The 20,019-nt window shown below is 63.6% G+C and carries 17 protein-coding genes and 4 pseudogenes; 10 read left to right on the top strand and 11 right to left on the bottom strand.

Annotation, left to right across the window (positions count from 1 at the left end):
• Together AC1DXK_RS24845 and AC1DXK_RS24840 are read left to right on the top strand one after the other, a co-directional pair.
• Positions 1–214, top strand: a pseudogene (locus AC1DXK_RS24845) (IS481 family transposase); the annotation flags it as partial.
• Positions 127–804, top strand: coding sequence for an MFS transporter (locus tag AC1DXK_RS24840; protein WP_477299378.1), 678 nt, complete (start codon positions 127–129; stop codon positions 802–804). The pseudogene AC1DXK_RS24845 and the gene AC1DXK_RS24840, both read left to right, overlap by 88 nt.
• A 268-nt stretch (positions 805–1,072) precedes the next feature.
• Here the strand turns inward: AC1DXK_RS24840 and AC1DXK_RS24835 are convergent, their stop codons facing one another.
• The 6 genes and pseudogenes from AC1DXK_RS24835 to AC1DXK_RS24810 all read right to left on the bottom strand — a co-directional run bounded on the left by AC1DXK_RS24835 (position 1,073) and on the right by AC1DXK_RS24810 (position 5,075).
• Complete coding sequence (locus AC1DXK_RS24835; RefSeq protein WP_456684714.1) at positions 1,073–2,044, bottom strand: alpha/beta fold hydrolase; 972 nt, start codon at positions 2,042–2,044, stop codon at positions 1,073–1,075.
• Between the two features lie 110 nt (positions 2,045–2,154).
• Positions 2,155–2,517, bottom strand: coding sequence for a hypothetical protein (locus tag AC1DXK_RS24830; RefSeq protein WP_456684715.1), 363 nt, complete (start codon positions 2,515–2,517; stop codon positions 2,155–2,157).
• Positions 2,518–2,964: 447 nt separating this feature from the next.
• Positions 2,965–3,204, bottom strand: a complete 240-nt coding sequence (locus AC1DXK_RS24825; RefSeq protein ID WP_477299376.1) for a hypothetical protein — start codon at positions 3,202–3,204, stop codon at positions 2,965–2,967.
• A complete protein-coding gene (locus tag AC1DXK_RS24820; protein ID WP_456684717.1) occupies positions 3,198–3,407 on the bottom strand; it encodes a hypothetical protein in 210 nt (69 codons plus the stop codon). Before AC1DXK_RS24820 ends, AC1DXK_RS24825 begins: the two co-directional genes overlap by 7 nt.
• A gap of 133 nt (positions 3,408–3,540) precedes the next feature.
• A pseudogene (locus AC1DXK_RS24815) lies at positions 3,541–4,545 on the bottom strand (IS3 family transposase).
• A 146-nt stretch (positions 4,546–4,691) separates the two neighbouring features.
• Positions 4,692–5,075, bottom strand: coding sequence for a TonB family protein (locus tag AC1DXK_RS24810; protein ID WP_456684718.1), 384 nt, complete (start codon positions 5,073–5,075; stop codon positions 4,692–4,694).
• Positions 5,076–5,388: 313 nt separating this feature from the next.
• Here AC1DXK_RS24810 and AC1DXK_RS24805 point away from each other — a divergent pair, with 313 nt between their 5' ends.
• The 5 genes from AC1DXK_RS24805 (at position 5,389) to AC1DXK_RS24785 (ending at position 10,862) form a co-directional block, all read left to right on the top strand.
• Positions 5,389–5,757, top strand: a complete 369-nt coding sequence (locus tag AC1DXK_RS24805) for a septal ring lytic transglycosylase RlpA family protein (RefSeq protein ID WP_477299375.1) — start codon at positions 5,389–5,391, stop codon at positions 5,755–5,757.
• 442 nt (positions 5,758–6,199) lie between these two features.
• The gene (locus AC1DXK_RS24800) at positions 6,200–6,553 is read left to right on the top strand and encodes a YgjV family protein (protein ID WP_456684720.1); all 354 of its coding nucleotides are present in this window, start codon (positions 6,200–6,202) and stop codon (positions 6,551–6,553) included.
• A 126-nt stretch (positions 6,554–6,679) separates the two neighbouring features.
• Positions 6,680–6,925 (top strand): hypothetical protein, encoded by a 246-nt coding sequence (locus AC1DXK_RS24795; protein ID WP_456684721.1) that lies wholly within the window; start codon positions 6,680–6,682, stop codon positions 6,923–6,925.
• A 1,176-nt stretch (positions 6,926–8,101) separates the two neighbouring features.
• Complete coding sequence (locus AC1DXK_RS24790) at positions 8,102–9,718, top strand: FAD-dependent oxidoreductase (protein ID WP_477299374.1); 1,617 nt, start codon at positions 8,102–8,104, stop codon at positions 9,716–9,718.
• Between the two features lie 628 nt (positions 9,719–10,346).
• Entirely contained in the window at positions 10,347–10,862 is a 516-nt protein-coding gene (locus AC1DXK_RS24785; protein WP_456684724.1) for a Cache 3/Cache 2 fusion domain-containing protein, read from the top strand.
• Positions 10,863–11,091: 229 nt separating this feature from the next.
• Here the strand turns inward: AC1DXK_RS24785 and AC1DXK_RS24780 are convergent, their stop codons facing one another.
• Complete coding sequence (locus AC1DXK_RS24780; protein WP_456684725.1) at positions 11,092–11,571, bottom strand: cache domain-containing protein; 480 nt, start codon at positions 11,569–11,571, stop codon at positions 11,092–11,094.
• A gap of 78 nt (positions 11,572–11,649) precedes the next feature.
• On the bottom strand, positions 11,650–12,858 hold the full coding sequence (locus tag AC1DXK_RS24775; RefSeq protein WP_456684726.1) for an MBL fold metallo-hydrolase: 1,209 nt from the start codon (positions 12,856–12,858) through the stop codon (positions 11,650–11,652).
• Positions 12,859–13,434: 576 nt separating this feature from the next.
• On the opposite strand from AC1DXK_RS24775, the gene AC1DXK_RS24770 reads away from it, so the two are divergent.
• Positions 13,435–14,067, top strand: coding sequence for a tyrosine-type recombinase/integrase (locus tag AC1DXK_RS24770; RefSeq protein WP_477299373.1), 633 nt, complete (start codon positions 13,435–13,437; stop codon positions 14,065–14,067).
• 324 nt (positions 14,068–14,391) lie between these two features.
• Positions 14,392–14,745, top strand: a pseudogene (locus AC1DXK_RS24765) (transposase); the annotation flags it as partial.
• Positions 14,746–15,004: 259 nt separating this feature from the next.
• Here the strand turns inward: AC1DXK_RS24765 and AC1DXK_RS24760 are convergent.
• A complete protein-coding gene (locus tag AC1DXK_RS24760) occupies positions 15,005–16,024 on the bottom strand; it encodes an IS110 family RNA-guided transposase (RefSeq protein WP_477299377.1) in 1,020 nt (339 codons plus the stop codon).
• Positions 16,025–16,114: 90 nt separating this feature from the next.
• Here AC1DXK_RS24760 and AC1DXK_RS24755 point away from each other — a divergent pair.
• A pseudogene (locus AC1DXK_RS24755) lies at positions 16,115–17,125 on the top strand (IS3 family transposase); the annotation flags it as partial.
• A 110-nt stretch (positions 17,126–17,235) separates the two neighbouring features.
• Here AC1DXK_RS24755 and AC1DXK_RS24750 read toward each other — a convergent pair.
• Positions 17,236–18,396, bottom strand: a complete 1,161-nt coding sequence (locus tag AC1DXK_RS24750; protein WP_456686456.1) for a PAS domain-containing protein — start codon at positions 18,394–18,396, stop codon at positions 17,236–17,238.
• A gap of 240 nt (positions 18,397–18,636) precedes the next feature.
• The gene (locus AC1DXK_RS24745) at positions 18,637–19,356 is read right to left on the bottom strand and encodes a Crp/Fnr family transcriptional regulator (RefSeq protein ID WP_456686457.1); all 720 of its coding nucleotides are present in this window, start codon (positions 19,354–19,356) and stop codon (positions 18,637–18,639) included.
• Between the last annotated feature and the right edge of the window lie 663 nt (positions 19,357–20,019).

Raw genomic sequence — 20,019 nt, 5'->3', positions numbered from 1 at the left:
CCTCAAGGACGCGACCGTCAAGCGCTACCACTACGACAGCCACGACCAACTGCGGGAACACCTCGCCGCTTTCCTGGATGCCTACAACTTCGCCCGGCGGCTCAAGACCCTACGCGGCCTCACGCCATACGAAGCGACCTGCCGAGCCTGGGCAGACGACCCAGGCCGGTTCAGATACGACCCAACCCATCTCACCTCGGGACTGAACACCTAGCGTACCGCCAAATCATCGGCATCTGCCTCGGAAAGTTTTGCAGCAACTCGGTTCTCGTCTTTTTCACGACCTGGTTCTTGACGTTCCTGATCGAGGAACGGAAGATGACGATCATGAAGGCCGGCTTCTACCAGATGCTGCCCTTCCTCGGCGCGACAGCCGGGATCCTGGTCGCCGGTCTATTGTCCGACCTCCTGATCCGGCGTGGCTTCAGCATGTCGAGCGCTCGAAAACTTCCCCTCATCGTGGGCAGCTTCCTCGCGTCCAGCATCGTACTCGTGAACTTCATCACCTCAGACGCCGGGGTGATAGCGATCCTGACGTTGTCGTTCTTCTCCCAAGGGGTCGCGGCGTCATCCTGGACGGCCGTCTCCGAGGTCGCGCCCCGGAGGTACATCGGTTTGGCAAGCGGCATCACCAGCCTCGCGGCGAACTTGGCCGGCGTCACTACGCCGCTCGTGATCGGTTACGTCCTGCATGCGACGGGATCGTTCTACTGGGCGCTGAATTTCATCGGCGCGGTTTGCATCTGCGGCGCGCTATCCTACTCGATCATTGTCGGGCCGTTGAAACGCATTGAACTTGAGTAATAGGTGTCAAAATCGCCTGAATTGCCTCCTAGGCTCCTCACGAAGGGTCGCCTCAGACTCTTCTCGGACCTTAAGAAGGGCTGCTTAATGCCCGCCCGCTCACCCTAAAATGACGGAGTTCGGCCGTAAGCGGAACGGCAGCTTCGGAGTTAGCCAACCGCAAAAACGGACGGACCGTTAACGACCCTGGCCAGCTGTGAGGACCGCCAGGCGTGTCCTCACAGCGGGGGTACATGATTGCGATACGAGGATGCGAACCGGCTGCTCGTCAGGCAGCTTGGCGAGCCAGCTCGGAAGCATGGTCGATCGCGGCGATGACCTCTGTCGGTGCTAGATGCTGGATCATGTGGCCCATCCCGGGCACGACGATGAGGTCACTGTCGGGTAGCTCGCTGTGCAGGCGCTTCGACTGCCGGTCGACGTCGGCGATCTGATCGTCTCCGCCCACGATTATCACCACCGGGAGCTTCAGGTCTCGATAGTGGCTCTGAAGCTCGACAGTCACCGGTGTCATGAGCGCGGCGTCCTCCGCTGAGGCCCGTAGCTGCACCGGCCGCAGCATCATGGCTTTCGGAAACTGGCGGTCGAATCGTTCTGGTATGGCGGCAGGCGCGAACATGGCCTTGATCAACGCGGGTTGCAGGATCCGGCCGACCAAGGGCGAAACGGTGTGGCGCATCAGGTCGCCAATGCCGGGGATCGCCACCGGGGACGAGAGCATGACGTCAGCGCGCAGCGTTGGGTAATAGTATCCGGAGGCCAGGACCAAGCTGCGGACGAGCTGCGGAGCCTGAAGCGCGAGGGCGACCGCGACCAGTGCCCCCCAGGAATGCCCGAGCACGATGGCCTGCGAGACACCGAGCTGCTGAAGCGCTTTCTGGAACAGCGTGGCGTGGGCACGCGGCGTCCAGAGGCCGCGCGGGCGGTCGCTGTAGCCGTAGCCGGGCCGGTCGATGATGATGACGCGGTAGCGCTTCACGAGTTCGTCGACGATGCCGCTGACCAGAAAATCCTGGATCATCATGCCGTTGCCGTGGATCAGCACCAGCGGCTCGCCGCGACCGCGCTCAACGTAGTGCAGCCTAACCCCGTCGACGGTCAGGAATTGGCCGATCGGTGGGGTCTCACGCTCGGCCTCACGCGACTTTGAGGCTGCGTAGAGCGCGGAGGCGGCGAGCGCGGCCGCGGACCCGATCAGCGTCGGTCCGAGCCAACGGCCGGTGGAGGACTGGCGTGTCATGAGATAATCCAAGTCGTTGGCGGGACATGCTCCTCGATCAATCGGATCGCTTGGAAGCCATGCAGTGCGGGTGGCGCGTTGAACGCCGAGCCGGAAGAGTCTGCGCCGCTCTACGGCAGCGCGCCGATCATGCCCTTGGCATGGGTCATCGTGTCCTCACACGCCCGTTGATGACCCTCGCGATCTTCCACGGCGGCTCGCCTGCGAAGTCGACGTGCGTCGGCGACGTGCGCCGACGTGGGGATCATCGCGGCGTCGCTGGGCTCGCTCGTCGGAGCTGTCGCGAGGGCTTTTGGCGAATGGCTGCTGCGGATCGTGTGGCCGTCCTGGAGGCCGGCTACGTGAACAGCACCGGCGCTGTCGAGACGGCGTTCGATCGTCTCGATCTGCTCGGCACAGGAACTGGCTCGAGCAGGCACTTGGATGAGGCCGAGCAGAAGGGCCGCGACCCCGAGAGAGAGTGCGAAGCGCATGAGAGGTTCCTTTGTACCGCGAGGTGCTGAACCCTCGTCGCTCTGTTCGAGCGGCTGGTAGCGCGATCACGGATCGGCATTGGGATGCCCACGCGGCCGATGAGTGATCGCAAAGATTGCTGCGGTGCAAAATAACAACTGCTGGATCTTGTGAACGATCCCTCGCGATCGACGAAAGATCTGGAGCTGAGCGCGGGATCCCCAGCGCCCCGGTCGGCAAAGCGTTCTTCAAAGGCCATCATCAGACCGGACCGTGCAGTCGAACGTGTCGCGCATATCCACCGAACGATGGCGAGACGCTGCCGCAGAACGTGGCCAGCCAGGAGCGTTGGGCCGAACGCCGCTTAGCGAGCCGGGGGGCGATCCTTAAGCCGGGCGGAAACCCATGTGCCCCAGATGCGCATCGCGGCCACGATGGGCGTCGTTCGGGCCATTCCGTCCAGAAGCTCATGCCGACGGAGGTGCAAGGCTCAGATCGAGCTGTGCGCTCTTGGTATCTCGTCCCATCCGACAATCGAGGACACGCAGCACGGGCGTGACTGTGACGCCGTGCATCAGGATGGAGATCAGCACCGTCAGGCCGGCGGTCGCCCACAGTAGGTCCATCCGTTCGAACCTGGCCTGCCCGAACGCATAGGACAGGTAGTACATGGTTCCGAGCCCCCGAATCCCGAAGAAGCTCACCACCGCGCGATCTTCCCTGGAGCGGCCACTTCCCAGGAGGCGAGCCATCCGCTCAGAGGTCGAACGACCCGGAGCGCGATCAGGGTGAACGCGGCGGCCGGCCATGTCAGTGCATGGAGCAGCCCTCCGCCCACGAGCGCCGCACCAAACACGACCAGCAGCACCATCGTCAGGAGGCGTTCAAGCTCCTCCGCGTAGTCGTGCATCTTGCGATGGTAGTCATGCCCGCGACTGGACGAGCGCAGGGCCAGCGCCGCGGCGAATGTCCGCCGTCAGCACTTCTGAGACAGATTGAGAGTCTTCACGAACGGAGGATGGCTGGTTTGGACTTGCTTCAGTTCAGTGGAGAGCGGTTTGGTGGGCGATGCCCCTCTCGAACTGGGTGGGGCTTGTGAAGCCGAGTGCCGAGTGACGGCGTCGGGGATTGTAGAAGCCATCGATGTAACGGGCCAGCGCGTCGATAGCCTCGGCTCGCGTCTGGAACGCGGTGCGCCAGACCAAAGGGCACGTCGCAACGCAGCCAGCGCAAGTTCCTTGTGAAGGCGATCGCCCACCGCCCAGCCCACGACCCGTCGGGAGTACAGATCGAGGACCACCGCCAGGTACAGCCAGCCCGGTACAGCCAGCCCTCCCGCGTCCAGACGTAGGAGATGTCCGCGCCCCATTTTCGATCCGGCCCCGCCGCCGTGAAGTCCTTGGCGCGCCGGTTGGGGGCGACTGGAACGGCAGGGCCGCTGTCCGTGGTGCGCCGGAAACGGCGCGGCTGGCGGGCCTTGAGCCCGTTCTCCCGCATCAGCCGGGCCACGCGCCGCCGGCCTGCCGCCAAGCCCTGCTCGCGCAGCTCGTGGGTCATGGGCGGGCTGCCATACGTCTCGTGCGAGAGCGTGARGGCGGASCGGACGTGGGCAAGCAGCACGAGAGCCTCGCGCTGCCGCGTCGATGCCGGGCGGTTCTTCCAGCCGAAATAGCCGCTCGGGCTGACGGCGAGGACCTTGCACAGGCTCGCGACGGGGAAGTCCTTCYTCGCCGCGTCGATGACGCGGAATCTCATCGACTTCCCTCCTTGGCGAAAAAAGCTGTGGCCCGCTTCAGGATCTCCCACTCCTGGCGCAGCACCTCGTTCTCGCGACGTAAGCGCTTGAGCTCGGCGGCCATGTCCTCCTGCCGATCGGCCGGCGGGTGATCCATCTCCCGCTCACGCCGGCCCTCGATCCAGTTACGCAGCGTCGAGAGCCCGACGCCGAGATCGGCGGCCACCTCCCGGCGGGACCGCCCGCTCGTCTGCGCTCATCGCACCGCCTCAGCGCGAAACTCAGGGGTAAAGGTCTGCTTCCGGTCCGCCATCGGAAACCCCCTCCTTCAGGAAAAGAGCTCTCCACTTTCTCGAAGCAAGTCCAAACTCCGGTTGTGGCGCTGCCGTGGAGAACCTGTCGCTGTGCCCGTCCCTCCATGCGGCAACATTCGTGTCACCACGCGGCGAGACCAAACCGCTAGCGTTGGGCAGGAAGGCTGAGAGGAAAGGTCAACTCTGTGGTGCCGTTCGCCATCAGCATCTGGGCGGGAGGAGGCGCATACGGGCCGGCGGCTTTGACAGCAGCGACCGCGCGCTCGTCGAGGCTGCGGGATCCAGAACTCCTCTCGACTTCCACCATCAGCACGGAGCCGTCCTCGGCAACGCGAACCCGGACTTCGATCGTCATTGAGCGGCTCTTCTGTCGCCGCGGAGTGCGGGAGCGGTCGGCCGCGTCGATCTTCGCGAGCACGGACGAGAGCCAGCGCTGAACCCCGAGCGGCGCTCTGGCCTCACTTGGAGCGACTGAGCCAAGGAGGCCGAGGGAGAGCGAAGCGGTAAGGAGTAGCAAGCGGAGGGGCATCGTGGTCACATTCAGAGAAGGCCGAGCGGCCGCGTATCTGCCCTGAGAAGAGAGCGGCGGCAGGGCCGGGGGATGACCATTTCCTGGCACCTATCATTTCTGCTCCAAGCCAACGCGGCATTTGAACGAGTGCGGCGAATACAAGTTCACCCGATCGATGGGTCTGACTTGAATATTTTCCTCACCAATGTGGCAACATCGCGCGCCAGATCTGTGGCTGTTGCATGGCTTTTCGCCATATTGCGTCGCACCATACTGCCGTCACATTCCAAGATATTTTGCCGACCCGTTAGATAACAACGGGAATGTAGTAATGTTGTCTTGTGCGCGCCTTGCTCTCCTGGCTCTCGCCGCGACTGGCTGTGTCGCGGCCTCAGGTGCCGAAGCGGCTACTGCGATGCGGACGCAGGCGGGTGTGGCCTCCTGGTATGGCCCGGGTTTTCACGGTCGGACGACGGCCAACGGCGAGCACTTCAACACGCACGCGCTCACAGCCGCCCACCGCACGCTGCCCTTTGGCACGAAGGTGCGGGTGACCAACAAGAGCAACGGCCGCTCCGTGGTGGTGCGCATCAACGACCGTGGCCCCTATGTCGGCGGCCGCGTGATCGACCTCTCCGACGCTTCGGCTCGTGCGCTCGGCATGTCCGGCCTCGCCAAGGTCAGCCTTGCACGCATGTAAGTCGCGAGCGGTCTCGACCAGCGGCAGCGCGCTTCGGCGCCGCAGCATCCGACTCGGCCGAGCGGCACTGCAGGCCGCCAGCGTCGCATCAACTCCTGATCAGAGCGGCGCTGCCTCCTCTCAGGTGCAAGTGTTCTTACCCTTCATCTCTGGCCGTCCATTCTGGCGGGCGGCGGCTTCGACCTGTTCGGCAGTTTGGGACTGCTGCTCGGTGTCTGCGCCGGGCTGATGCCCAGCCGCACACTGATCCTGCTCACGTCCGCCGCCTGTAGCGGCAGCTTCGGCTTGCACTACTTAGGCGTGGGCTCCGCCACAGGTATCGCCATGGGCGCGATCTCGCTCGTGCAAAGCCTGGCTGCGGCTCGCTTTGGCGGTACAACTCAGCCTGCATCGCTGAAAGCCGTGCTTTGCGCCAAACCTTCTCGCGGCCCTCGTTCCGGTCGTGGTCACGTGGAACGGCTGGCCGTCGCTCTGTGCCGGCGCTGGCACCCTGTTCGCGACGTCTGCCCGGCTGCAGGCGGACGCGCCAACCATGCGGCGGCTATTTGTCTGCGCCGCCACCCGCTGGGCTGGGCACAACCTGCAGGTGGGCTCGGTCTTCGCGCTCAGCTGTGACGGCCTCACGCTCGCAGCCCTCCTCACGGCCATCTGGCGGGAGCGGAAATTCTGGCCAAGCCTGAGCCGGCTGCGCGCTGCTGGGCGCGCGCAGTTTGATGTCAGGACCTTGGTACCTGGCGAGAGTGCACGGCCTCGCATCGGTGCGGCTGAAGCCTCTGCCTGGGTCGGGAGCTTTTGAACTGGAAGCAAAAGCATCCGGCAAAAGGTCCGTGCACAAACTAATTTGGAGCCGGCACGGGACTACCCGTCAGAGCGGCCCGGTGCTTGTGTATCCCACAAACGCTCAGCCCATCGTGAGGCGATCATGCGCACAGTCTCTTCAGCAACAATGATCCTGATCCTTATCGCAGGCGCGGCAGCGGCGGACGACTCCTGTCAATCGCGCGCGGCTGACAAGAAGCTGGCCGGTGCTGCACTGACCAGCTTCATGAAGAAGTGCGACTCGGATGCTAAAGCGTCCTGCGACGCTTCCGCCTCCGAAAAGAAACTGGCTGGCGCTGCCAAGGCAAGCTTTACCAAGAAGTGCACCTCGGACGCCGTGGGGCAGTAAGCTGCCAGGACAATCCGGGAAGCTGAATGACGAGCCTGTGCCAATGGCTGGCCCCGAGCTCAGGGCTGCTCGGGAGCTGCCGACCTACTCACACTCGGTGCAGGCGGCCATATTCTTGGGTAGGCCGCTGACGAGGACCGACCGGGTAGTCTGGCCTATCACCATTCACTGGCCGAGTTGCCCATAGACTGGATCGTGCTCTGCCTTTCACTCGCCGAGCGTCTTGAGGTGAGCATCGACGAACTCAGGGAGGCGATTCGCAATCGCGGCTCTGTCTGACCGAGATCAATTCCAGCACCCTATGGGGAACGGCAGGGAACACCATGGGGAACGCCTCGGCCGTTCAGGGCACGAGAAAACGCAGCAAGTGCAGGAAGTTAATTGGAGCGGGCGATCGGGATCGAACCGACGACATTCAGCTTGGGAAGCTGAGGCAGATCGTTGATTTCATTGTGAAGTGTTCCTCGAGCCCGTTTTGGCACTGACCTGACCGGCTGGCTTTGGACCGGGCTGATTGAGAGAATCAGCAGGACTGAAGGAGGCGGACATGCGGCGAGCTCAGATCACTTCCTTGATTCGGGGGAAGCTCGGCCTATTCCTGACAGGGATGGAATTCTTTTTGTGAGGTTGTGATGTCGTCAAAAGCCCGCATGCGTCCGTCCTGGCGCAAGGGACAAAACCGGTCGGGTCTGCCGACGCCACCCGGCTGCAAGTTCATGACGATCGCGCAGCGCCGCGCCTCCGAGCGTTCGATCGTGGGCGAGACGGCGACCGCTGTGAAGCGGGTAGCCAAGCGAGCCGCCAAGGCTGTCACTGGGACTGCTTCCGCGGCCGGATCCGCGGTAAAGTCGGCGGTGACCCGGAATTCGAAAGAGACGGTGCAAGCCTAGGGTCTGCTTACTCAGCTTGACCAAGTGAGGGATCGCTATGGGCGATAAGCGGAATTTGGCTTAACGCCCAGAAACGGACCTTCGGCTTTGCGCCCATCTCTGCCATTTTAAGGACTCTCGGCGATTTCTCCGAAGCGGACGTGGGCCAAGGCCGGGTTGCAAGTCCACGCAAGTTCCTTCAGGCCACCAGCTTCGATCAATCCATCGCCCCCGCCAAGGGTCTTGCCTGTAGTGGCCGAGCCATCGATGCTGCGCCGCAGCGGATGGCTTGCGACCGGAGCGACCCATGGAAACGATCGGCCGTGACCTGCGCGAGATGCAGCGCATCCCCCTCGCTGCATCGCATGTCGCCGCATTGCGGGCGATCGGGGCCGAGCAGCATTACCCCGCCGGCGCCTTTCTCGTCCGTGCCGGTGATCCAGCCGATCGCTTCGTGTATGTCGAGGCCGGCGAGATCGAAGTCGTGAATCCCTTCACGGACGAGCGCCATCTCCCATTCACTCTCGGTCCGACCCAGTTCATGGGCGAGATCTCGTTCCTGAACGGCGGCGTCTGGTCGATGCCCATGCGGGCGAGCGCGGATACGGTCGTCACCGAGGTGCCGCGCCCCGAGATGCTGCGACTGATGTCCGAGATCCCGGAGATGTCGGACATCATCATCACAGTCCTCGCAGCACGGCGGCGGCGGCAGCTCGACTCGCACGACGGCACGCTCGTGCTCATCGGCGAGGACGACGACCGTAGCGTACGGCGGATCGCCGAGTTCGCGAGCCGCAACCGGATTCCCTACAGGACCTATTCGCCGGGCAGCCCCGAGGCGGCGAGCGTCGCCACGGCCTGCTCGATCTCGGCTCACCGACCGGCGGTCATCTTCGGCCGGGAAATGGTCGTGACCGAGCCGACGCCCGCCAAGGTCGCGCGGCTGCTCGGCCTCGACTACAACCTCGTCGACGACGAGGCCTTCGACGTCCTCATCGTGGGCGGCGGTCCGGCCGGGGTGGCAGCGGGCGTCTATGCGGGTGCGGAGGGGCTGCGCGCATTAGTCATCGAGGATGTGGCGATCGGCGGCCAGGCCGGCACATCGAGCCGGATCGAGAACTACATGGGCTTCCCGACCGGGATCTCGGGCGCCGACCTCGTCTGGCGCGGCGAGATCCAGGCGATGAAGTTCGGCACGCGCTTCGCGATGCCGCGGCGCGTGGCGAAGTTGGAACGGCTTGCCGACGGATCGTTCTGTGCGACGTTCAACAACGGCCGGCGCGTTCGGGGACAGGCCGTCGTCGTCGCGACCGGCGTCCAGTACCGGAGATTGCCGATCGACCGCCTCGAAGCGTTCGAGGGCGCAGGCATCTACTACGCTGCGACGGAGATTGAGGCGCGCTATTGCCGGAATGCCGAGACGATCGTCATCGGCGGCGGCAACTCGGCGGGCCAGGCGGCGATGTATCTCAGCCGCTCAGCGCGACACGTTCGCCTCTTGGTGCGGGGGCATTCCCTTGCGACCTCCATGTCGAGGTACCTGTCGAGCCGGCTGGAGGCAGACCCGGCGATCACGATCGAGTACGGGGCCGAAGTCACCGCCCTGCACGGCGACGACCGTCTCGACGCGGTGACGATCCGCACCGTCGCTGACGGAACGACGCGCAGGATCTCGACCTGTGCCGTGTTCGTCATGGTGGGTGCCGCGCCCAATACCGGCTGGCTCTCGGGGCTCGTCGAGCTCGATGGCCACGGCTTTGTTCTGACCGGGGACGCGATCGGCGCGCGTTCGCCTTATGCGACGTCACATCCGGGAATCTTCGCGGTCGGCGACGTGCGCGCCAACTCCGTCAAGCGGGTCGCAGCCTCGGTCGGCGAGGGATCGGTCGTCATCTCCAAGGTGTGGGAGCACGTTCGGACGTAGATCTCGCCGCCCGGCCCGCATCCGATCTGAGCACCGGATCGACGAACGGCCGCTTCTGGAAAGTTCTGCTGGCTATCGGCACGACTGCTTCGGGTGGTTCCCGGCCGGTCCGCTTGCGGGCGGGAATTGGCCGAAACGGACATCGCCATTGCGCCCGCTCACGACCCCAAGCAGACCCTCACAATGTCTGCCACGTGGCATTCCGGCTTGCCGGTCTGCTATGACTGGTCTGGTTGAGAAAGTTTGTTTTTGATGGTCTCAGCGAACATCCAAAACAGACCGATGGCTGTGGTTCGCCCGGACCGTACCCAAACCGAACCATGCGGATCGGCTGTTAGGGGTCTGAAACGGGTGAGGAGCCGACCTTCGGCGAGGCGGTCGCAACGGACTGCATCACCGTCGAAGACGGACCTTCGCCGATTGGGCGTTATGGAGCGTCACACTCTGCTGCGATGATCAGGAACACGAGGACACACAACCCTATCAGCCCTGCTTCAGACGTCTAACTGATGGCGGTGTCTCGCCTAATCAGGCAATGCGAACAGGAGTGATTAGAATTCGCGCTTCGGTTCACAGCGCAATTCGAACCGTCGTCGCATCGATGTGGCGAAGGCGGAGGGAGACGATCATGAAGACACCTCTACTCACCCTGTCACTTTTGGCCGCCTTGGCTGGCGCGGCCGTTCCGATGTCCGCACGCGTCGCCGCCGCCGAGGACGTCCAGACAGCCATGCAGCGCCTGAAGGCGAAGACCGCCGAATTCGCTGCTCCGAGCGTGAAGGGGGTGGATGCCGTCGCCGGAAAGACCGTCCCGGCCCTCTATTTCGGCCAGACCAAGATGAACAACAATTTCACCGTGGTGGACGCCGTGCAGAAGGACGTGGGCGGAACCGCGACGCTGTTCGTCAAGAGCGGCGGCGAGTTCGTGCGCATCGCCACGAACGTCAAGAAGGATGACGGCTCGCGCGCGATCGGCACCGTCCTCGACCCGAAGGGAAAAGCCTTCGCGGCGATCACGAAGGGCGAGGCCTATTTCGGTGACGCCGATATTCTGGGCAAGCCCTATACGACGGGCTACGAGCCGATCCGCGATGCCAGCAGCGGCGTCATCGGGGTTTATTATGTCGGATACCCGAAGAAGTAGGGCTTGGTGAACTACGCCGCGACGCAGGGAAGCGTTCCAATAGGGTTTGCCCTTGCGGAACGCTCCAGTTCGAACCGGCCACAAACGGCGGTTCCGACCCTGAGCAGTCGTCCGGGATGTCATCGACGAGGGACCGCTTACGAGAGCAGGTCAGAACTTCGAAGAGGTTGCATCAGAGCCGATGGGCTTACCTCGTGTCATCGCCGTTCAGCCCCAGACCGAGTCGGTGTTAATCGATATAAACACCAGCGCCCACGAGCGCCTCGACGCCGTCAACTCGCGTCGCGCAGACGTAGCTCCACTTCACGGTGGCGTGGGACTGTCCGGGCTTGGGGAACATGTAATCGACCCAACCAGACCCAAAATTCCTGACGACCTCGATGAAGTCCCGGTGGAACCGTTTCCCGTCAGCATCGCGGTTGTCCAGGAAATCCCGTTCCTCTCGGTCCGGGCGAGCGGCGTTGAACAACACGACGCCGTTCATATCGACCACGAACAGGTAGACATCCGCGTATCGCCAGGAGCTACCCTTCGTCCTGAAATCCGCGAAGGCTTTGCTGCCCCATTCCTCCACAACGACGGATGCCTTGTTGACCAGGGCCTCGATCTCCGCCGCTTGATGTGCGGGTGGGGGTCCCCTCTGCCCGAGAGCAGGTAACGTGGCGGTCAGGACCAGCAACACCAGCCCTGTCAGCAGCTTCTTAAACATACAGTCACCCCTCTTCGCGCAACTTCGATGTGGCGACGACGTGAATTCAGCCCCCGTTTGGCTCTGGTCGGTCTCACGTCAGGTGGCGGACCCCCTGAAGACGAGGCGCGTGCCCGTGTAGGCGCGCACCAGCTTGCTCGGCATCTCGGCCTTGGCGATCTCGTAGAAGGCTTCGCCCGTGCAGTGGAGCGGGACCAGAAAGTCAGGTCCGATCTCTTTCAGGGCCGTGATCGTCTGCCGAACATAGTCAGGTTGGTAGGGCGCAAGGTGGAAGCCGCCGATCACCGCGTGCACCTTCTGGATGCCCGACACGGCCTGCGCCTGCCGAACCGCGTTGACCACGCCGCGGTGGCTGCAAGAGGTCAGAACGACGAGGCCGCGCCCCTTCACGTTGAAGGCGGTGGCGATCTCGTGCCTGAATTGATCCGGGATCAGACCTTGGCCTTGGTCGGCTTGCGGCAGGCCATCTGTGTAGCAGCCCGAACCGTGTGTGACCCCGAGCTTCATCGCACTGGGCGACAGGAGCTTCTCGAAACTGCTCTGATCAATCTGACCCGAGGTGAAGCCGTGGTCTGCCAAGAGCGCCGGGCGCTCCGTCGAGGTGACGGTGAGGTTCGCGGCGTTGAGGGCTTGGCGGTCGATGACGCCGAAATCCCCCTTCACCGGAGGCGCGGTCCACTCCCGAGCGCAGAAGCAGTCCTCGCCCCCGACATGGAATGGAAGCCTTGGCTTGAGGTGCCCCTGGTTCTGGCTGAGGAAGCCAGCGAGGCCGCCGAAATGATCGTAATGGCCGTGGCTCAGCACGAGGGCATCGATCTCGGAGGGTTGCACCCCGAGGAGCTTCAGGTTGTTGTTGAGAGCCTCTGGCGTGAAGCCGAAATCCACCAAGGTCCGGCGGGTGTCCTCGCCCCGCCGCGAGGTTACGTGCAGCGAGAGGCCGAACTCGCTGGCGAGCGTTGGGCCGGGGGGATGATCGGGAGCGATACCCCAGCCGAAGTGCTCGACGGCGAACCCTTCGAGCTTGCGGCTCGGAGCCACTGCGAACTGGTAGCTGTCGGTGACGATGTGCACGGCGACCGAGTCGAGTTCCGGGACCGGCCCGGCCACGGCCTCGGCCAGCGCGGGGCGCGCATCACCCAAGAGGCTCGCCAGAAGCAGGCTCAGGGCTGTGGCTCCGCCACCGCAGAGCACGTCGCGCCGCGCCGGATCGTCGCAGGTGATGCGCGTGCGCAGGTTCCTACGAGAATAGTCCTGAGTTTGCAATGCTGGGTTGGGTAAGACAGCCATTGCTACCTCCCGCCACTGGTCGAATCTCCGACCGAAAGCAGGGGCGCGGGATAAGACGGCTGCGCGTCATCGTCCTATCGGGCGTCCAAGATAAGTATCATTGCACACAGTTCGACGATCAGCAAATCAGTGGGATCGCCGCAGGATCGTATCCACGCGCCCAGGACTACATTCTAGGGGGGCTTGATCGGCGAATGTTCGCATGCGGTAGCAGATCAAACATCCAAGACATGTCGCCTGAGCTTCTGCTTCTCACCCATAGCAGCCGATCAGCATGGTTCGGTTTAGGTGTGAGAGTGGGAACCGACCCCATCGGTTTGCTACGGGTGCACCCAAATCAGACCAACCGCTGCTGGCTTGAACGTCCGGTTCCGGCCGCGGCGCCGAAGGCCGCTCACCACCCCGTGCCGAAGTTGCCGGATGGCCGTCGGATGACTGCTTATGGGAAGCGCCCATGGCGAACCATGGCGACCGGGTTGGGTCGCCAGCGGAACGTCCGGATATGCTCTCCATCTCCAGAGACTCGGTTCGGGTGTCTCCTCGCCATGTCGGCATGAGCCGGCGAGGAGACAGACGATGGGTCACTCTGCACACGATCCGGCTGCGAAAGGGCGGCCGGCCTGGAACGCTGGCCGCAAGCTCGGGGCCAAACGAGCCCTCAAACCTCAGCAGGTCTGGGCTATCCGGTTCTGGCTCGACGGCGAACGGCGCACACGCGACCGGGCAATGTTTGATCTCGCCATCGACAGCAAGCTGCGCGGCTGCGACATCGTCAAGCTCAAGATAGGCGACCTCGTCAGCGGTGGTCGCGTTCGTAGCCGGGCCATCGTCATCCAGCGCAAGTCCGGCCGACCAGTGCAGTTCGAGTTGCTCGAACCCGCTCGCACCAGCATCCTCGCATGGCTGGAGGCCAGGGGCGGAACGCTCGACGACTATGCCTTTCCGAGCCGGCTCGACGGCGTCACGCACATCAGCACGCGGATGTATGCGCGCCTGGTCGATGAGTGGGTCACGGGCATCGGTTTGCGGAGCGAGGACTACGGGACCCACTCCCTCCGTCGCACAAAGGCGTCGTTGATCTACAAGCGGACCGGTAACCTGCGTGCCGTCCAAATCCTGCTCGGCCATACCAAGATCGAAAGCACGGTCAGGTACCTTGGGGTCGACGTCGAAGATGCACTGACCCTGGCCGAAGGAACTGAGATTTGAGTGTTTGGCCCCTCGGCTTCAGTGTCGAGGGGCTTCAGAACCAGACCGGCAGCAAAGCGCCCATCTCGGCCGCTCCGCCGACTTTGGCCTCTTCTCCGAAGCGGACATCACATCAGCTCAGCTTATAGGTCTGAGTTGCGCCATCTGCGGACCTTGGCGGCCTCGCCGCGGAGGACTGGTGTTTCTCCCTGAGCAGACATTCGCAGGTTGGGCGTTACGGAATAAGGTTCTGTCCGCGCTGTCCGACATCAGCACCTGTGGGAAAGATTGAGGGTCTTCACGAACGGCGGATGGCTGGTTCATCGTAGCCCCTGAGGAGCGAAGATGAAGCAGACATCCGGACCGGCCAAGAAGCCGGCAGAAGCGGTGATCAAGGACATCCGTCGGGCCACACGTCGGCAGTTCTCGTCCGAGGAGAAGATCCGCGTGGTGCTGGAAGGCTTGCGTGGCGAGGACAGCATCGCCGAGTTGTGCCGACGTGAGGGGATTGCCGCCTCGATGTACTACGGCTGGTCCAGGGAGTTCCTGGAGGCTGGCAAGAAGCGCCTGTCCGGCGACACGGCTCGTGCTGCCACTACAGATGAGGTGCGGGATCTACGTCGCGAAGCGGGGGCGCTGAAGGAGGTCGTAGCTGATCTCGTCCTGGAGAACCGTCTGCTCAAAAAACGTATGGCCCGCCCCGTCCGCAAGGTGGTCAGAGAAGGTGCCTGTGTCCGGTCTGCACATACGTATCCGGCATGTCGGCGCAGTGGCCTCCGCCAAGATGGAGAGCCGCACGCCCCGGGCCTCATAAGCACGTCGGCCTCGAAGAGCCGCTTTTTTTGCTAGGCTTCCGGAACGCCGCTCGACCGTCAGGCCATCTTCACTGTCCTCCCGCAGACCTCGTGGACCCGCGCCGGCCGCTCGTAGTCCGGTTAGGGTCGACGTTTGCGATGTCTCAGGCGTGAGCCGGCTCCGGCTGCCGCTCGAAGCTCACGCCCTTCCGCAGCGTTGCCCACGCGATCCGAGCGAGCTTGGCGGCGAGCGCGACGACCACGGCGTTGTAGTGCGCCCGCGCCAGCAGACCTCGCAGCCATTGGCCGGTCGCGTCCTCAGCTTTAGCCATCGAGGGCAGCGCCGCTCTCGCCCCGTGGATGAAGAGCCCGCGCAGGTAGGAGTTCCCCCGCTTGCTGATGCCGAGCAGCTTCGGCTTGCCGCCCGTCGTGTGCTGGCGTGGTACGAGGCTGAGCCAAGCCGCGAGATCGCGGGCACGCGTGAAGGTGCTGCCGTCATCGACGGCAGCACGCAGAGCCGTGGCCGTCATCGTTCCGATCCCCGGGATCGACACCAAGCGGCGCGCCGCCTCGTCGGCACGAGCATGCTCGACGAACTCGCGATCGAGCGCCGCTATGCGGCGATCGAGGTCCGTCCACTCGGCGCGGACCTCTCCGATGAGGGATCGGATGCGTGGTCCGATCTGCGCCTCAGGGTCCTGCATCAGAGCTCCGATTGCCATCTCGAACTTGCGCCGGCCCTGCGGGAAGGTGAGACCACGCTCCAGCAGGATCGCGCGGAGCTGGTTCATGAGCATGGTGCGCATTCCGACCAGCCGCGACCGGACCCGGTGCAGGCTCTGCATGTCGAGCTGCTCCTGCGCCTTGAGGGGCACGAAGCGCATGGTCGGGCGTGTGGCTGCCTCGGCGATGGCCTCGGCATCACGGTCGTCGTTCTTCTGCGCTTTGACGTAGGGTCGAACATACTCCGGCGACATCAGACGGACGGTGTGCCCCTGCGCTACGAGCAACTGGCCGAGATGATGGGCGCCGCAGCAGGCCTCCATCGCGACCACACAAGCCGGTAGCTTGGCCGTCAGTCCGACGACTGTCTCACGCCGCGCCCGGCGGCGCAGGACGACAACTCCAGCCGCATCGAAACCGACGAGGCTGCAGCTGTTCTTGCCGAGGTCGATACCCAGCACGGCGATCGAGCTCTTTGCCATTCCAGATCCCTCCACGTGTCCGTGGCAGAAGAATGCCACGACGGTTCAGTGAGGGGCGGGCCATCCCATAAGCATGAGCGGGGTTGGGGGCGACCAGGCATGAGGTACCCGGCCCCCGAGAAGCTGGAGATCATCCGGCTGGTCGAGCAATCCCATCTGCCGGTGCGCGCCACCGTGGGCAAGCTCGGCATCACCCGCTCGACGTTCTACCGCCGGTACGACGCTTACCAGCACGGCGGCCCCGAGGCGTTGAGCGACCATCCCTCGCGGCCGAGCCGGGTCTGGAACCGCCTACCTGCGGAGATCCGCGAGCAGATCGTTGCCCTGGCCTTGGAGCAGCCTGAACTCAGCTCGCGTGAACTGGCGGTACGCTTCACCGACGAGCGTCGCTACTTCGTCTCGGAAGCGACCGTCTACCGGCTGCTCAAGGCTCAGGACCTGATCACCAGCCCGGCCTATATCGTCATCAAGGCCGCCGACGAGTTCCGCGATAAGACCACCGCTCCTAACCAGCTTTGGCAGACGGACTTCACCTACCTCAAGGTCGTTGGCTGGGGCTGGTACTATGTGTCGACCGTGCTGGACGACTTCTCGCGCTACATCGTGGCGTGGAAGCTGTGCACTACGATGCAGGCCAGCGACGTCACTGCCACGCTCGACCTGGCGCTCGGTGCGGCTGGACTCGATCAGGCGCGGGTAACGCATCGGCCCCGCCTGCTGAGCGATAACGGCCCAAGCTACGTCGCCAGCGACCTGGCCGACTGGCTCGGCCGCCGGGGCATGACCCACATCCGCGGTGCGCCTTGTCATCCGCAAATGCAGGGCAAGATCGAGCGTTGGCACCAGACGCTCAAGAACCGCATCCTGCTCGAACACACCTACTTACCTGGACAACTCGAAGCGCGGGTGGCGGCCTTCGTCGAGCATTACAATCACTGCCGAGCTCACGAGAGCCTGAGCAACCTCACGCCCGCTGACGTCTACTTCGGACGCGGCGAAGGGATCCTGGCCGAGCGGGAACGCATCAAGCGCCAGACCGTGATGGATCGCCGCTTGCGCCACCACGCGCAGGCCACCTAACCTCTTACCCCAGATGGACCAAAGCCTCCGCTCCTGAACACCGCTGAATGTCCCAAATCATCTGACGACGGACATGTCCGCGCTTCCGTCCTGACATCCGCAGAAGCGGCTCAAGCAATCTGCAGAACCTGCGAGGACATGGGCAGATCCACACGGCAGACGAGACCGCTCGACTCGAAACGCAGCTTTGAGCGCGCGTTGAGATCAGCGGGCAGGATTTGCTCCAGCAGCAGCAGGCCAAAGCCGGCCTGCGACGGCGGCGACACTGGCTCCGATGCCCCACGTTCCGCCCAACGGAACAGAAGGCGCGGCTCGCGCCCGCGCGAGTGGACGCGCCATCTCACCGAGACAAAGCCGTTGCTTCCCGACAGGGCTCCAAACTTCAGGGCATTCGTCGCAAGCTCGTGAACAGCAAGGCCGAAAGTCTCGGCAGCCTGGGGCAGAAGGCTGACTGGCGGCCCGGCGATGCGGATCCGATCCACATCCGCCATCTCGAACGCCTGCAACTCGTCCCCCACAAGCCATTCGAGATCAAGGCCGCCCGGCGGGTTCTGCATCGCCGCGCTTTGCAGGCGCTGCAACGCGTCGATACGGCCATCCAGATGCGCAGCATACGCTGCAAAGGCCTCGTTGGTGTCAGCAGTTCGACGTGCGATGGAGCGTACCAGCCCAAGCGTGTTGTGCACCTGCTTCTGAAGATCGGCGGATGTCTGCGCCAATTGCTCCATTAGATGGCCGGCATCGGCGGACAAGCCGACCTTCTGGGCCACGCCGACTGCAGCTTGGGCTGTGATCTCGTGGACGCGACCGACCCGCTCCTCTGGCTGTTCGCCGATCGGCTCGCCCGGTTTGATCTCCCGCTGCAGAGCGATCCAGTGAGTGATCTTTCCAGCCTCATCGCGCAGGGGCGTGATGTGCCAGTGGAGGGTATAGGTGCTGCCATCCTTGCGGTAGTTGATCGCTGTGCCCTGAAAGGCCTCGCGTGTCTCCAGATCCGAGCGCAGGTGATCGAGCGCCGTCCTGTCCGTCTGGGGTCCCTGCAGCATGCGCGGCGTTTGCCCAACCGCCTCCTCGGCCGAGTAGCCGGTCATGCGTGTGAAGGCAGGATTGACGTACGTGATGATCGGACCAGGGGGCTTCAGTTGAGCTCCGGTGATGACGACAGCCTCGCCGATGGCGTCGAGAGCTGACAGGACGAGCTCAAGTTGATCCTGGGTCCCTGCTGGGACCTGTGGATCACTCCTGGGTTTGTCAGCGGGGATGCTGATCATGACGCAATTCTAAGTTGAGGCAGAGCACCGGCACCGACCGTCGGTGCCTCTCCGAGCCCCTCCGGCGCCAGATGCTCATAAAGGTCTAACAGCTCTCATGCGCGGCAGGTTGCGATCCGGCTGAAAGGGCGGCCACTGTGTTCAATCGCGTGCGCGATACCTGCGCGACGCGGTTGATGTGAACGGGGGAGATGCCGAGTGCCTGTTGGTGTGGAGGGTTTTGAGAAGAGGTGAGAGCGGCTAGAGCCCTGATTGCCCATTTTTGAGGTGAAGGTATCCGGGATCGAACTCACCGAACGCTTTGAGCCGTCGAACATCTGGGATGGTCAATCGGCCGTCCTCAAGGAAGATCAAGTCGTTGCGGCGCAACTCCCGGAGGACGCGGTTCATGTGAACGTGCGAGATTGCGGTGGCGTCAGCCAAGTCCGCCTGCGTCAGGCCTAGTTTGAAGCTGTTCTCGAGGGCAAGCCCCACCGCCTGCATTCGAACCAGTAACTCGCAGAAGAGATGCGCCTGCCGCTTCGGGGCCGGGCGGCTGTCATTGGCCAGCCATTCCCGCGCGATGCTGATGTCCACCAGGGTGGCCCACCACAGGGCATGGGCAATCCCCTGATGGGCCTCTGCCAGCTCCGCCATCCTCTCGCGGGCTATCTCCACGACGCTGCAGGGCGTCAGTGCTGCGAGGCTCCAGTCGGAAGGATATTGTGCAGAGGCGTGCACCTCACAAAGGTCACCCGGCAGGAGGTATTGAGCAATCCGGCGTGCTCCGCTGACCAGGATTTTGTAGCGGCACGCCATGCCGCTCATGATGACGTGCACGGTGTCCGTGTGTTGGACGAGCGTGACGTTCCGTCGAGCTTCAACGGATCGCAAGGCGGGTGTCAGGGCCTGCAGGGCATCTTGTTCGGCATCGGAGAGGCTGCCGGCATATTGTAGCCGCTGGATCAACGGACTGCCCACAGCCTTCTCGCGCCCTGCTCTGCAGTTATCGCAATATGCTTGACTCAGTATACGGGCGGCAACCTCGGAAAGTTCCCGTAAAGCAAACTCGGCTCGGCAAGCGAAGTCCTAGTTAAGCTCTTTGCGCCGTCTCGTCAGACATTGGCATCCGCGCAGCATCACTCACTGTCAAGCTGCTGAGGCCGGCTACTTCACGCCCCTATCATTCCAGGGGCGTTTGCCAGTTCGAAACGTTCCAGACGCCGCTGTGTGTTATTCACGGCGTGTTTGATCCGCTGCGCAGCGCTCCGAGCTGGCCAAGGCCATCGGCCTCGGACGCCCAGGATTGATGACAGAGAGCGCGCCCAAGCGTCACCGCAAGGCCGTTTGATCAAGCTCTGCAGATGCCGGCGGCTCTGATGCTGCCGGCATCTCTATCGAAGTAGCTGAATTGACGCGCGGCCTCTTCGACGTCTGGCAATCTGGCAGAATCCCGCAGGTGCTAGGTGTGCAGTCCCGCGGTGTGGTGGCATCAATTTAGCTGTAACCGCCGCACACCGGGGGCGTTATGGGACAGGTTCTTCACGGCTGCGCCACGACCACGCACGCGGTCAGAGCAACGCTACAGCGATCGAAAGCTCCGCTCAAAGATCTTGCCGCCCAGCATGGACTGAACCCCAAGAC

Source organism: Methylobacterium sp. P3_A11, assembly GCF_056403155.1.
The sequence above is the reverse complement of the archived record's forward strand: the minus strand, read 5'-3'. Positions and strand labels throughout refer to the sequence as shown.